Below are 15950 nucleotides of genomic sequence, written 5' to 3' on the forward strand. Positions count from 1 at the left end.
GAGCCTGTTTATCTTAAACCAACATGATCGATATACACTGTTCCCGTCCAGGCCTGGCACTGAAACGTGAGATCGGAGATCGTTGCCGGATTTCCAATCTGTGCTTTTGATAATTTATATTCAACCCATTTTCCTTCTTCTATGATGATCTCATAAGTAGATCCACCACTGGGTGCGAGATTGATTTTTTTACCTCCTGTACCTGGTGTTCCGTAAACCGAAAAGGTGAGTTCATTATACGGCGCAGTTGATACGCTGCTGTTTGCAAATTTTAATGCTCCCCATTGACCCGTATATTCCACTTTGATAGCACGCTCTCCATCGCGGACAAAATCCTGGCTATCAAATTTGATGCTGCTGCTCCATCCCCAGTTCTGCCAGTTTCCCTGTAGGGCATCAATATAGAATGCATAAGTGAGCGGATCCAGCGGAGGAAGATCGCCAACAAATGAAATCGGTTTTGTCGATTCGGTGGCTACTCCTGAAAGAGCAATTGCTGACACTGGTCCGCGGTTAGCCGCGTCCGGTACTGTCAATACAATCTGCGTTGCTGTTTTACTTTTGAAAGTTTTAATCGGCGCAGTAAGACCTTTGAATAAAATTCCATCCACAAGATCAAGGTTCGTTCCGATAATTTTTACATCCTTCCCTTTTTCTGCCGGCAACGGATCGAAATCTGTTATCTGTGGTAACACAACTTTTAATTCCGTTGCGGTTTCTGTTTCCAACGGTTCAGTGCCTCCTGAATAGAAAAGCAGAAAACCTGTTTTTGCTGAATCCGGCACTTTTACCACAAGTTCGTTTACCGACTGACTAACGAATTGTGTAGCAAATCTGTTATCGGCAAAACGGATTGACGTTACCCAGTTGAGATAGTCACCAGTGATCGTGACGTTTTCTCCAGGCCTTGCCTCAGGAGTGAATGAATTAATTACAACAGGAGCCTCAAAGTTGATAATCGTTTTTGTAACAATATCACCATCTGTAGTCTTCAATGTAACATAACCTTCCTGTGCAGTCTGAGGAACATTCAACCGGATCAGGTCCGCTTTTTGTTCAGTGAAAGCCGCTTTCTCCACTGTTGCTCCAACGAATTCAATGGTATTAACTTTCTGAAGATTTAAACCAATAAATTTTATTTCCTGCCCAGGCACCACACCGACCGGGCCAAAACTTTGCAGTACAACAGCCGAGCTGGAATTGTCGTCATCTTTATTGCAGGATTGAATTGCAATACAGATGAACGCTAAACAAAGTCCTGTAAATATTTTATTTATATGAGATTTCATATGTTGTTTTTTGTTCGTTGAACTATTCAATCACTTTTGGAACAATCCTTAAATTATCGAGCGCGAAATCTGCATCAAGATCGCCCGGACCATGTACCAGTATCCTGCTCCAGTATCCATTAGGATTTACAACAGGTTTCACCTTATAGCTTGCCACTACTTCTTCGAAAGGAATTGTTACAGTTACCCATTTGCCTTTTGAATCAAACGGTGGCCTCCACACATAGGCGTCATTATCTTCTGCATTCAGAGCAGCATTTATTTTGATGTAATTCGCGTTGTACGGCTTGACAGTATTTATTTCAAACTTCAGATTATAGTTCGCTGGTTTAAGAATTGCTTCATCAGGGATGTTTTTAGAATGTACAGGCATCGCAGACGCAGGTCCACCTGCAAGTTCATTCCAGCTCCAGCCTGCTGTGAATTTTTTATACCGGATATAATTACCGCTGATTTTTGGTGGATCACCAGGTCCGGGGTTGCTTACTACATATCCTGAATTCCACCATCCTTCATAAGGATCGCTGTTAATGAAAGAATTTCTTGTATCCCGGAACCAGAAATCAGATTTTGTAGTACCAAAATTGGTAGTTACTTCCAGTTGGCCTGAAGATGAACCCGCAGGCACACGCACCTGGATCTCCTGATCGGTTACCGCAACTATTTCTCCATCACCGCCACCAGGAAATTTCACTGATAGTGGTGCATAGAAATAATCTCCACGAATAATTGCCACCTCACCGTCATTTACAAATTCGCTCTCCATTCCGGAAACAACAGGTTCGCTGATCTGTACTTCAAAATCATACAACAACTCATAACCATTTTTGAAAATGATCTTGAGTTTGTTGGTAACATCCAGCGGAATCTGGCTGGGTACCGAAACAAGAATGGATTCTTTTGTAATGTAGGTAGGAGTGAGTCGTGAAGCCTGGTCATTGAACCAGATCTCAACTGCGTCCTGTAGATTATCACCCATGATGGCTATCAATTGACCCTGGCCGGCACCTACAAGCAGGGAGTCAGATGCTTCGGGCCTTGTTACGCGCACATATTTGATCATGGGCGTGCCTCCTGAATCTTCTTTTTCGCAGGAGGCGAGCATCATTCCGGTAATAGCCAGGATGGTGAGGGAGAATATGCTGATAAATTTTTTCATGATAATTAGTTTCTTGAAGTTTTTGATTTCAACAAATGTTATGGGTAATCAACTGGTGCTTTCTGCAGGTTTGGTGCCTGTGCCAGCTCCACGTTCGGAATTGGTAACAGAAAGTTTCCATCATTTGCATTGATCGTACGTTCATTGAACCATGATGTTTTTGTAAATGTCCAGCTCGTAGGACTTGGCATCTGGTCAGGTTGAGTAAAAAATAAACCACGATCCTGGGAATTCAGGATGGCATAAGCTTTATTCGGATTCCAGTAGTGAAGACTTACCAGGTCATACCACGACATACCTTCCATTGCAAACTCTTTGAAACGTTCGCTGTACACTTTGTCCAACGTAAGTGGTCCGCTGCCGTTGGTACCAGCAACTTCATAAGGTGGCAAGCCAGCCCTTGTATGTACTTTGTTGAAATATTCAACAGCTTTAGTATCGGTTGTTGACTCACTGTTACCAATAGTCGCCTCAACATAGATCAGGTACACCTCTGACAAACGCATCATGTAAGTATCATGCGGATAGTGCTGCTGTGAAGCTTTTCCTGCAAGATCAATCGGTGAACCAATTACGTATTTTTTGACAGCAAGAAAATTCTGATCAGTACCGGTGAAAGGATATATCAATTTTGCTTTATCAGAAACCTTAGTGATTTCAGGATAATAAAAACCAGGCAACATGAAAGTTGCATGAAGACGCTGGTCTAGAGTTCTTCCTTTCAAAGTACCGTTGGCCTGTTCTTCAATACCATCATATTGTTTAATCAACCACCAGGTAGCGCCTTTGTCACCTCCCCAACCACCGAATGAAATATCAGGACTGTAAGCAAGATATTCCGGCATGCTGTTCTGTGTTCCCCAAACATCAGGTCCGGAGAAAACCCACTGCAACTCAAACAGCGATTCCGCATTATTATCGTATGGAAATTTGAAGAGGTCTCCATAATTTGTCAATAATTTTCTGCCACTGTTATTGATTACCCTTTCTGCAAAATATTTTGCGCTATCCAGGAAAGTTTGATTTCTTGAACCACCACTTCCCTCAACACCCGCGCGTGTAAGATAGAAACGCGCAAGCATCGCCTCAGCCGACCATTTGGTAACGCGTCCTTCCTGTGCAGGCGTTAATGGCAGGTCTTCTGCAGCAGCGCGCATTTCACGTGTAATGAAACGCCACACACTCGGAACAGTATTACGAGCAATGGAAGTATCGTACATGTGCTCGAAATTATTTTCGATGATGGGTACTGCTCCCCAGTTCATCACGAGGAAACGGTAGGCCAATGCACGCATAAATCTTGCTTCTGCAATAGCTGTTTTCTTTACAGCTGGAGTCACATCTGGTCCGCCATATCTTTCTATGTTGTATAGGAACAGGTTCGACTGCCCGACAACGTTATAGAAGGCTCTCCATGAAGCACCGTTCTCGCCGTTATCACCTGTTGTGTTGAACATTACGTTTCCCCTGTCGTTCCATGCGGAGAACGCTGTACCGCCGCGGAAATCACCGAGGTTGTACATCGCTTTGTCATTGTAATCAAACCATACCTGGCTGTACAAAAGACTTGTACCCGCCATTACCTGTTCATCTGTTTTGTAGTAATTCGCATCAACAACAGAACTCAATGGTGGTTTTTCCAGAAAATCACTTTTACATGCAGGCATCGCTGCTATCATGGCCAGCAGGCCGGTGATATATATTATGCTATTAATTTTTTTCATTGGAAGCAGTGATTAGAAGTTAACATTTACTGAAGTGATGAACATTGGCGTGATAGGGTAGCGACCGAAGTCGATACCAATCGCCTGGTTGTTTGAGCTTGATCCCTGGCCAACATAAGCACCTACCTCAGGATCATATCCTGTGTACTTTGTCCATGTCAGGATATTCTGAGCACCAACAGTAAGCTTCAGTGCTTTGATCACTCTTGTATATTTCAGCCAGTCAGCAGGAGCATTGTAAGAAAGTGAAATATTTTTCACCCGGAGATAAGATCCGTCTTCAACAAACCTGCTGGTATTTCTTGAGAAATTGTTCTGACTGGAAATCTGGTTGTTACTGATTCGTGGAATTCTTGTACCCGGGTTGGATAATGCTGGTTTTCCACCTGCGTCAGTAATTTTTGCATAATCCATCACTTTGGTCAGGAGGTTGCGACTCAGGTTGATGTTATTCGGATTACTTGCTGCAGCAGCGATATAATTGTAGATATCGTTGCCATAAGTACCGATGATCAGGATGCTCAGGTCAAAACCTTTATAACTGAATGTATTGGTAAATCCACCCGAAAGTTTTGGCCATGGATTTCCAATATTCGTCATATCGTTCACATCAATTTTCCCATCGTTGTTCAGGTCTTTGTATTTCACATCGCCCACCCAAAGGCCTGTTGCAGGATCTACAGTTACGCGATTACCGCTGTTGTCAACGGGAATGGCGCTGTTGTTGATTTCTTCTACAGACTGGAAAATTCCTTCTTCAACATAACCCCTGAAAAGCCATGGCTGCATGCCGATAGATGCGCGTTGCGTCCAGTTGTTCATCCACCATGAAGAACGATCGATGAATGCATTTTCAGAATTGAGTGCAGTGATCTTACTCTTGAATTGTGAAATGTTCAGGTTGGATTCCCATTTGAAATTTTTATTCGCAATGTTCACTGTATTCAAAGTGAAGGCCCATCCGTTTGTTTTCAATGAACCCATGTTCACGAGCGGAGCACCCACTGATCCAGGACTTCCATTTGTTCCCATATACCAGGGCAGGCTTGCATTGAGGATCAGGTCGTCAGTTTTCTTGATGTAGTAATCTGCTTCGAGTGAAATTCGATTACCGAACATACCGAGATTAAAACCAAAGTTGTTTGTCAGTGTCTGCTCCCATCCTAAATCAGGATTGGTAAATGTTGATGGAAGAAAACCAGTACCCCATTGTGTTGCGCCGGTTGCCATCGGAGCGTAGATTCCGGAACCTGTTCCCTGGTTACCCGTAAGACCAGTTTCATAGCGGAGTTTTAATTCACTGATCGCACCGATCTTAAAGAAATCTTCCTGGCTGATGCGCCATGCTACTGACAAGGAAGGGAAATTACCCCAGCGTTTATTTGCACCAAAATAGGGTGAACCATCCGCACGGAACGTTGCGGCGAGGATATAACGGTTATCGTAATTATAGTTCACCCTTCCGAGATATGATTCCATTGACCATGGATATGTACCACCTCCATTTGTTGCAGATGTAGGATTACCTGCGTTTACATCAAATATGTCGTTGGTGAGGAAACCTGTTCTTCCGGCGGTCAATGCTTTCCATTGTGATTCCTGTGCTTCATGTGTAGCCATCACCTGGAAATTATGTTTGCCGATGGTTTTGTTATACTCCAGCAATTGGTTCCAGTTCCAGTACCAGCTGGTATATGTACCGTTCTGTAATGAAGCCAATGTGTTATAATGCCATTGGTCGATCTGGTAAGTAGGAGTATAATAAATTGAATTACCTGTTCCGTAGTTTCCATTCAGGGATGTTCTGAAAGTCAAACCGGGAAGAATCGTAATCCCGATATTCAATCCACCGAGGAATTGTTTTCTATCATTATTATTGGTGATGAGTGATGCAATTGCGAGCGGGTTGACCGGAGCGAACTGGTTAGCGCCGTTGATCGGATCACTACCGCCCCAGCTACCATTCAGATTTTTTACCGGTATCTGTGGGGTCAGCTGAAGTGCATTGGAGATCAGCGGACTTTGTGCATCACCATAGTTGGTAGTGGTCAATATTTCTTTCGTCTGGTTGAAAGCCATGTTCACCCCGATCGTTGCCCATTTGCGTGGCTTATTATCGAGGTTGAGGCGCGCACCATAACGTTTAAAACCAGAGCCTGCAGCAACACCTTCCTGGTTCAGGTATTCACCGGAGAGATAATAGGTAGTATTGTCACTACCACCACTCAGATTGATCTGGTGTTTATTCATGTTTGCATTGTTGAACAAAGCACCCTGCCAGTCTGTTCCTTCGCCGAGGATGGAAGGATCTTCAAATTCACCGGGAGTTACACCACCAGCGATATCATGATATTCTTTCACCATCTGTGCATATTGCCTGAGGTTCATTACATCAAGATGTTTCGGTGGCATCTGAAGACTATATTGATAAGCGTAGTTGATTTTGAAATCACCAGACTTACCTCTTTTGGTGGTGATCAGAACAACACCATTACTGGCACGCGAACCATAAATTGCTGTTGCGGAAGGTCCCTGAAGAATCTGGATGTCATCAATATCTGATGGATTGATACCTGCCAATGGATTGGTTGAACTTGATGAACCGAAGGACACATCTTCACTGGCCTGCATCTGTATTCCATCAACCACATACAAAGGCTGAGTGCGACTGAGTGAACTGATACCGCGGATATTTACTGATAATCCACCACCTGGCTGTCCGGAGTTCTGAGTTACATAAACACCGGCAGAACGACCCTGCAGTGCCTGTTCAACCGTAGTATTGACAGTCTTATCGATTTGCGCAGCGGTAACTGTGGTTTGTGCTGAAGTCAGATTGGCTCTTTTTGCAGAACCATAACCAACGATTACCACTTCGCTCATTTTTGTATCCAGGGGATTCAACCTGATCTCGATGGTATTTGCCGTACCCACCTTAACCTCTCTTGGCTGAAATCCGATGGAAGAAGCAACAATCACATCACCCGTTTTTGCAGTGATGCTGAATTGACCACGATCATCTGTCGCAGTGCCTCTGTTTTGATTTTTTACTGAAATCGTTACGGACGCGATGGGAACATTTTCATTCGATAACACGCGACCGCTGATCGTCCGGTCCTGTGCTCTGGTAGAAATGTTGAATAATAACAAAAACGCGAAAGTCCATAACCATGCACCCTTTGGGGGAAAGGATCTTTTTCTTTTCATACACAAGCAATTGTTTTTAAAAAATGCGGGAAATCGATTTTAAAAAAATGGTCGAATACTAACGATAAAATTATCCGTGAATTACCCCGACTGATGTGCTCAAACTGTTTTTTACGGGTATAATAATATTCGTGAGCAGGGGTGAAAAATGTTTTTTGAGGGGTATAAAATCGTTCAAACAAAACAATCGCCGGCCATCAACGATTTTGTTACATTGTAAATAGTATGATAAAATAGTTCCTGGAGAATAATCAAGAGGGCTGTCGTATTATGTGCTCAATGTCTAGCACTTAGACGTGGGAAGTTGAAAATAAAAATTGAAATGAAAGGCTGTAAAGAATAAACAGAAATGAGGAAAAACAAAAATGTACCGTTATAAAATGTTCAAAAAGGTGAATTGCTTTGGATTAATTCAATTTCGATTTGTTCTTCATGAAAGTCTGGTAGGCAGAAGGAAGCAAACCATACTCTTCCTTGAAGTAACGTGCGAAGTATTTAGGGTTATTGAAACCCGTCATATATGCAATTTCGGTAACATTATGGGCGCTTTTCTCCAGCAGTTGAGCTGCCCGTTTCAACCGGATGTGCCGGATGAATTCAATAGGCGTTTTTCCCGTAAGTGCAAGAATTCTCTTGTACATACCCGTCCTGCTCAGCAAAAGTTTTTTCCTGAGAAACTCAACTGAAAACTCTTCATTGGACATATTCTCCTCGATGATTTCCAATAAGTTTTTCATGAATTCACCTTCCGGCAATGCAGTTTCTACGTCCGATGGGCTGACGCTCAATTGTTTTTGATAGGTTTCTTTTACGGCCAGCTGATAATCCAGCAGGTTCCGGATTTTTGAAAGCAGTATTTCGAAATTGAAAGGCTTGGTGATATAATCGTTCGGTCCAGTCTCGAGTGCCAGTAACTGTTGTTGTTCACCGGCAAGTGCGGTCAGCAGGATAACAGAAATATGCCTGGTGCGGGAATCCGTTTTTACTTTTTTGCACAATTCGATTCCATTCATCACCGGCATACTGATATCACTTACGATCAGATCCGGATGTGCCGACAATGTTTTCTTCCATGCATCCCGACCGTTACCAGCTTCGATGATATTAAAATGTTCTTTCAGGTTGTCCTTGAGATAGAACATAAAATCGTCATTGTCTTCAACCAGTAGTATCGTTGGTTTTTTGAAATTCAAAACATGTCTGCCCATCTCCGTTCTGACTTCGGAACCGGCAAGTGCATGGTTATAGGTTTGCAGTGAATGACTTTCTTCCGGTTGTTTCGGTAATGCTGCTGGTTCTTCTTCTATAGGTTTTACCGGTAATAAAACAGTGAAGCAACTTCCTTCGTGCAATTCGCTTTTTACCTGTATTGATCCGCCATGCATTTCCACGAATTCACGGGTGATGGATAAGCCAATACCGCTTCCCTGGTTGAGGATATGTTCCGGAGCAGAGATCTGGAAAAAGCGATCAAATATCCGATGTTGTTTTTCCGGTTCAATACCGATGCCCGAATCTTCCACCTGTATTTCCAGCCATTGCGAGTTTTCTTTCTCAAGTTGATTGAGTTCCACTGAAACTGTGCCGTCTTCAGGGGTGAACTTAAAAGCATTGGACAACAGATTGAATAAGATGCGCTCAATCTTATCCTGGTCAAAAGACATATTCAATTGATCAATATGAGAAAAATAATTGAACTGTATATTTTTCTTATCTGCCAGATCCGTAAATGAAAACGATACTTCATGAATGAACTGAACGATATCCGCTTCGGTGAGATGCAACTTCAATTCGTTCACTTCCATTTTTCTGAAATCCAGCAACTGGTTAACCATGTTGAGCAAACGTTTTGCATTGCGCTGGATCAGCGTAAACTGATTTTTCAATTCAACCTGCTGTGTTTGAGCGATCAGTTTTTGTATCGGGATGAGTATGAGCGATATCGGTGTTCTGAATTCATGACTCACATTAGTGAAGAATTTAATTTTCATCAGATCGAGTTCATGCATTCGTTGCGATTCCTTTCTTTCTGCAGCAAGAAGGTGGCGATTCTTTTCCCGCCTGATGATCCAGTAACGAGCGAAATACAACAGAGAAGCCGTTAACAGGAAATACAAGAGGTAGGCCAATGGTGTTTTCCAGAAAGGGGGGAGAATAGTAATTTCCAATCTGATTTCTTTATCATTCCAAGTACCATCGGTATTTGAAGCTTTGGCATGAAAAATATAGGTTCCGGGATCGAGGTTGGTATATGTTGCTGATCGCGCATTTCCATTTACATAGATCCAGTCATTCTTAAATCCTTCAAGCATATATGCGTAGCTGGTCTTCGCAGTATTGGTAAAATCAAGTGCTGCGAATTCAAAGGAAATATCGTTTTCATAATGTCTTAACCTGATCTCTTTGGTAGCAAAAATGGAATTGTTAAGGATCGGATGTTTGTTTATTTCATCACCAACGCGTACTTCTTTATTAAACAGACTGAACTTGGTTAATACAACCGGTGGCTGAAGAATTTTGTCGCGGATATTTTCAGGTCTGAATAAATTAAAACCATTTGCGCCACCAAAAATCAATTCTCCGTTTCTCGTTTTAAATGCTGCGAAACGATTGAACTCGCGACCCTGCAATCCGTCATTTTCATTATAGTTTACGCAACGGATCCGGATATTTTCCCCTTCAGGTTGTATCACTTCTGCCCGTGCAAGTCCGCCCTTGGTACTGATCCATAGATTGTGATTTTCGTCTTCAACAATATCCAGTACTGTATTGTCGGGCAATCCATCTTTTACAAAAAAACTAATGAAGTCATTTTTGCCTTTGGGCATTACATTCAAACCACGATTGGTTGCGATCCAGATATTTCCTGCGTGATCCTCAGTAATGCCATTTACGTTGTAGTAACTGAGCTTGCTGTTGCCATCAAAATAATGAATGAAGCGCGAAGTGCTTTTGTCCAGTACGTCAATTCCCCAGGAAGTCCCGATCCATAAATTTCCACGCGAATCTTCCATGAGTGAAGTAACATTTTGCGAATGCAATGTCTGCGGAACGGTTGGGTTATAGTGATAGAATATTTTCTTTTCCCGATCAAAACGATCAAGACCGTTGTTGTTTGTACCGATCCAGAGATTCAGATTGCTGTCTTCAAAAATGCAGAAAGCCCGATCATCAGCTATGCTTGCAGGATCAGCATCGTTGTGGCGGTAATGCGTAAAAGTTTTTCCATCATAACAATCGAGCCCGCCGAGATAAGTGCCGATCCATAATTTTTCCTGGTGATCGATGAACAAAGCAACTACCACATCATTTACCAGGCTGTTATCGTTTTTTGGATTGTGCTGGTACTGGGTGTATTCATTTTTTGCGCGATCATAATAGATCAGTCCACCACCATTGGTGCCGATCCAGAGATTGCCTTTTCTGTCTTCAGCAAATGCATTTACATCATCAAAAGGGAGACTGGTATTGCCGGGACCTGAACGATGAAAGAGCGGAAATATATTGCGGTTCTCATCATAATAACTGATGCCGCGTTTGTTGGTGCCCAGCCAGATGATGCCCTGGTCATCTTTATATGCAGTGTTCAGTACATTGTCCGCAACCGACTTGTTATCATTCTCCGCGTGTACAAGTCTGGTAATTGTTTGCCTGAATTTGTCGAGGATATTCACACCTCCATGATCCGTAGCGATCCAGATCAGGCCATTATCATCCTGTGTAATTCCATTAATAGCATTATGTGCAAGAGTGGGTTCTCCTTCTTCGCGGGAATAATGCTGCATCTGGTTTCTTCCCGGATTAAAACGAAACAAACCACTCAGTGTATTTCGCTGATAAAACCAGAGTTCATCCTCTTTATCGATGAACATTTCAAAACCAAACTGTACCTGCAGATGTTGTTTTTGGAAAATAGAACTGCGGAGTAAATTTTTCTGTTGCTCACCATCATACTTCTCAATCATTCCATCGTAGCGAACGATCCAGATATAATGCTTGGAATCCAACGCAGCTCCGGTGATGGCACTTTCTGTACCCGTATTTCCGTAACCCGACATTACAGGAGTTATCCTGCCTTCTTCGTAAGCGTAAATTCCTTTATTGGCGTAAACGAAATAGAAAATCTTTTTTGATTGAAGAATGGTAACAAGACCTTCCATCGGTAAGCCAGCTGACTGAAGCCATTTTTCCGGATGTCGGCTGATCCTGTCTGTTAGCGGATCATAAACGTTGTAGCCGCTTTGTGTTTTTATCCAGATACGATTTCCCGGTCCGCCAAATACTTTGTTTATATAATCATCACTTAACGTTGAGGTATCGGCTTCATCATGCTTGAAGTTGCGAATGTTGTATCCATCGTAACGATTTAAGCCGGAAAGCGTGCCGAACCACATAAAGCCGATGGCATCTTTATAAATGCAATTGATCTGGTTATTGGAAAGACCAGCCTGTACATCCAGGCGGGAAAACTGGTAATCCTTCTGCTGAGAGAACAGCAGCGTGGGAAGGGCTAAGAATACGAATATGATAAAACGAGGCAAAAGCATGGTTGAATCCAACGGTAAATATAATAAAATGACCTTTATTTACCGGATCAAAACGAAGCTGCCTTTCTTTTGGAATGGCCCTTTGGAATTGACTCCTTTTACAAAGTAAGTGTATGTTCCGGCTGGTGCTGCTTTTCCTTTGATTCTGCCATCCCAACCAGCAAATACGTCGGTCGTTCGAAATACAAGCTCTCCCCAGCGGTTATAAATGGAGAATTGCTGAACACCAGTCCTGCTTTGTCTGGGTATCCTGAAGATATCGTTGAGCCCATCGCCATTAGGCGTGAAGGCATTGGGCATGTAAAAGTCAAATTCTATTTTGATGATGGCCGAAGTTTTAGAGTGACATCCATCTGCATTCAAAACTGCAAGCGTAATAATTGTTTCATCATTCAGCGGTTTTGTTTGCGGATTCAATGAATTTGCAGAAATCAATTGGCTTGCAGGAGACCATTGGAATGACTGGACGGAACCTGAAACATTCGTGTTAAGTTGTAAACCGGTTCCTGGTCTCACCGTTGTTTCTGCCGGTTGAATAGAGAGCATGGTTGTGTCTTTCACAATCGCCGTTAAAGTTTCGGATGAAAATTCAGTCTGTTGACAGGTGCCAGGGTCCGGAATCAGTATAAAACGAATGAGTTCACCTTGTTTTGGTGACGTGTAAGTAAGAGTGGAGGCATTCTGTACCAAAAGATTGTTGTTGACGTACCAGTTGATCTCCGGACTAGCGCCTGCGTTGGCATGTGAAGCGGAAAAAATCACTGGTTCTCCCTGGCAAACATTGTTTTTAATTTCGTTGATATTTACTACAACCGGCAGCGGTTTTCTGAGGTATAAAGTTTTTGCCAATGCATCTGCCGAATCCAGGAGTGCACACGTTTGAGACTGATCGGGATAAATCCGGCAACTGATCTGATCGCCATCATTTACTGAATTCAATTCGAGTGTTGCATTGTTTGTACCTGCAGTGATCCCGTTTAGAAACCATTTGAACTGAGGGTCAGGTCCCGCATCTCTTACCATCGCTTTTATTGTAACCGGACTGCTTTCGCAAACAGTATCGGAACTTGTTTCCAGAACAACTGATGGTGTTACACCTGAAGTAAAATTGATTTTTAATTCATTTGAATTTACTGCGCTGCTGAGGATACAAGGAGAACTTGCATCCGGCTTCAGCGTGCAAGTAATGATGTCGGTAGCCTTCAGGTCAGGTAGCACGATCGTATCGTTCGATAATGCGAGTAATTGATTGTTTTTTCTCCATTCGAAAACAGGATTGGTTCCTGCGTTCGTGGTTTTGGCAACGACGGTTACAGGATTACCCTTACACGGATATTGAGGATATGAAACGATAGATATAGTGGCCGGTTGTGCGACATCGTTAGCCTTCATCTGAATCACATTGGATACGATATAGCCAGGCGCTGCCAGGCAGGCGTCATTATCGGAATAACGACAGGTGATAATGTCCCCGTCTTTTAAAGTGGATGAAGCATATTCGGGAAGGTTGTACCCGACAGGGTTTCCGTTTTTAAGCCATTGAAATGAAGAATTGGAACCTCCGTTGATTCGCGTTACAGCAAAATTTATTTCAGAGCAATCGCAAATAAATTCTGTACTGGCTGCGATGTTCACGGTCGTTAATGCAGATTGACTTTTGAATCCGATGGTCACCTGGTCTGAAATACTGAAAGGAACCGTTTCACAATTGTCCGCTGATGATATTGTACAACTTACCACTTCACCGGTTTTAAAATCAGATGCTGTAAGAGTAGTTGAATATATGCCTGGAACTTCTATACCATTTCGTTTCCACCGGTATTGAGGTCGTGATCCGGTGTTTAATGTTTTCGTCCTGATTGTAGCAGTCTGACCCATACAAACAGCAGCCGAGGATTTATCAATTTCAAAAGAAGGCGGATGAACGGGCACCGTCAACGATTCTGCATGGATTTTTATCGCCCAGATATCTCCGACTGAACTGTTCTGTCCGCTGGTATTTCCATAAAATCCTGGAACATCTTTTGAGTTGGCGGTAGCTGCAATGAAGACGGAAAAATCATTTGCCATGTCGATGGATGCAAACCCTTCATAGTAATTACTTGGGATAATTTTTTCCCATAACAAATTACCGTCTGGCGAGAGCCTGAAAAACCATAATCCTCCATTATATCCATACGAGCATGTGTTGTTTGGCATAAGCGAGCGATAACCGGAACCAACAAAACCGCCGTCCGGTGCGCGTTCCATCACCTGGATATGATCATTGAATTCACCTGCAAAGATTTTTTTCCACTGAATAGTACCCGCGGAATTTATATTGATCAGCCAGGCATCAATTCCGATGGGATGCGTGGCAAGCCCCGACAGATCCCCATCTTTGGAAGCGCTGGTACCGCCAATGACAAATGAATTATTAACGGAGGGTAGTATGCTGTAGAACAAATCGTAAAATGCTCCGCCAAACAATTTGATCCACGTAATATCACCTGTTGCTGCAGACATGCGGGCGGCGATAGCATCAGTCCCGCCTTTTCCGCCAGAGAAATCACCGGAAGCCTGTTGTGTATAACCCACAACCATAACCGAACCGTCAGGAGTGACATGAATATCTTTTATACCGTCTTCACCCGGTCCTCCGAAACTTTTTTGCCAGATCTTATTTCCGGATGGTGACACTTTGATCACCCAACAATCGCGATCGCCCTTATTTGTTGTGAGATCACCATTGGAAGATTCTGAATTTCCTGCCAGGTAAATATTTCCTTCGTGGTCCGTTGCCATTGCATTTCCATATTCATGTAATCCGCCACCATACCTTTTTTCCCAGATGGTTTCACCGGTTTTACTCATTCGCGCCAGGTAGAAATCCATGCCGTTTTGCGAAGGGAAACGACAATCTGTAGTTGCGGAATTGCCGAACACCATGTAACCGTCCGATGTTTCAATGGCACTTACACCAAAGTCTGGTCCTTGTCCGCCAAGGCAGCGCTGCCATTCCATTTCTCCATTTGCTTTGAGTTTTATTACGAGGATATCGCCTGCAAAAGTGGTCCCGAGATAACCACGAATATCGCGGCCACCGAATTCCGTGTAACCTACAATCAGGGAGCCACCATCATTTGTTGATAAGGCCTTGCTGGAGTAATCACCTTCATTACCGCTGAATAGTTTCTGCCATGCAATAACAGGTGCCTGTGCTGAAACAGACAGGCTCATCGCAAATGATAGTATGGAAAGCAGCAGAATCTTCATAGGTAAAATAAGAACGAATCATGCTGATGAATTATGCTTAAAGGTATAGGCATATTTTCAACACAATCATCTTTTAGACAACTCCGCCTGCATTTCCTGCCGGATCTTTTCGTAGCGGGATTTTAATTCGTCGGATAAAGCAGCGCCTTTTTTGTGCAGTTTCCTCAGCTTGAAACCAAGGATTATTCCTGTCAGTCCTGCAGTAATCAGTAACAGACCTGTCCAGAAAACTACGGTCATGCCGCCAAGTGCAGGATTGCTGATGAGTATAAATGATAAGATAATTCCTAAAACTCCGATGAAAAGCATCCATGCCCAGTCTGCAACACCGTAAGATCTGAGCTCGATGGAAGTACTGATGGCAGCGATGGACCTGAACATAACTACAAAGCCGACATAAATGGCAAGTACATTCATTGATATGACGGGATTAACTATCAGCAGAAACCCAATAGCAAAATCTACTATACCAAATGCCAGGTGCCATCCCCAGTGATCAAGCGTATTGCGGTTAGCAACGGCAAAAATGATTTCAGACAATCCTGAAATTAAAAAGGTCCAGCTGAAAAAAATGGCGAGTGCGAGGAAAGATGCGGCGGGTGATGTCAAAGTGTAAATTCCGGCAATCAGAAAAAGAATCCCGATCAGGAGCGGGATATACCAGTGACTTACGGCTTTTGTGACTGTTTTGATGAATTGTGCAGGCATAAATTTGATTTTATGATGTGAATAGAACCTGGCACGGTACAGTCTGCAAAAGGAACGGTGT

At 43.1% G+C, this 15950-nt stretch carries 7 protein-coding genes; all 7 read right to left on the reverse strand.

The features are described from left to right. Positions 1-8: 8 nt before the first annotated feature. The 7 genes from P2W82_RS18925 to P2W82_RS18955 all read right to left on the reverse strand — a co-directional run bounded on the left by P2W82_RS18925 (position 9) and on the right by P2W82_RS18955 (position 15889). Entirely contained in the window at positions 9-1289 is a 1281-nt protein-coding gene (locus P2W82_RS18925; protein WP_336517499.1) for an IPT/TIG domain-containing protein, read from the reverse strand. A 22-nt stretch (positions 1290-1311) separates the two neighbouring features. Beyond that, a complete protein-coding gene (locus tag P2W82_RS18930; RefSeq protein ID WP_336517500.1) occupies positions 1312-2448 on the reverse strand; it encodes a glycan-binding surface protein in 1137 nt (378 codons plus the stop codon). 38 nt (positions 2449-2486) lie between these two features. Continuing rightward, positions 2487-4172, reverse strand: a complete 1686-nt coding sequence (locus P2W82_RS18935; RefSeq protein WP_336517501.1) for a RagB/SusD family nutrient uptake outer membrane protein — start codon at positions 4170-4172, stop codon at positions 2487-2489. Between the two features lie 12 nt (positions 4173-4184). Beyond that, complete coding sequence (locus P2W82_RS18940) at positions 4185-7379, reverse strand: SusC/RagA family TonB-linked outer membrane protein (protein ID WP_336517502.1); 3195 nt, start codon at positions 7377-7379, stop codon at positions 4185-4187. Between the two features lie 407 nt (positions 7380-7786). Further along, complete coding sequence (locus tag P2W82_RS18945) at positions 7787-11926, reverse strand: two-component regulator propeller domain-containing protein (protein WP_336517503.1); 4140 nt, start codon at positions 11924-11926, stop codon at positions 7787-7789. Between the two features lie 39 nt (positions 11927-11965). Then, complete coding sequence (locus P2W82_RS18950) at positions 11966-15181, reverse strand: T9SS type B sorting domain-containing protein (protein ID WP_336517504.1); 3216 nt, start codon at positions 15179-15181, stop codon at positions 11966-11968. A 66-nt stretch (positions 15182-15247) separates the two neighbouring features. Continuing rightward, positions 15248-15889: an HdeD family acid-resistance protein gene (locus P2W82_RS18955; protein ID WP_336517505.1), complete on the reverse strand. Its 642-nt coding sequence runs from the start codon at positions 15887-15889 to the stop codon at positions 15248-15250. Between the last annotated feature and the right edge of the window lie 61 nt (positions 15890-15950).

It is taken from the genome of Pollutibacter soli (assembly GCA_029269725.1).
In the GTDB taxonomy this organism is placed as follows: Bacteria; Bacteroidota; Bacteroidia; order Chitinophagales; family Chitinophagaceae; genus Pollutibacter; species Pollutibacter soli.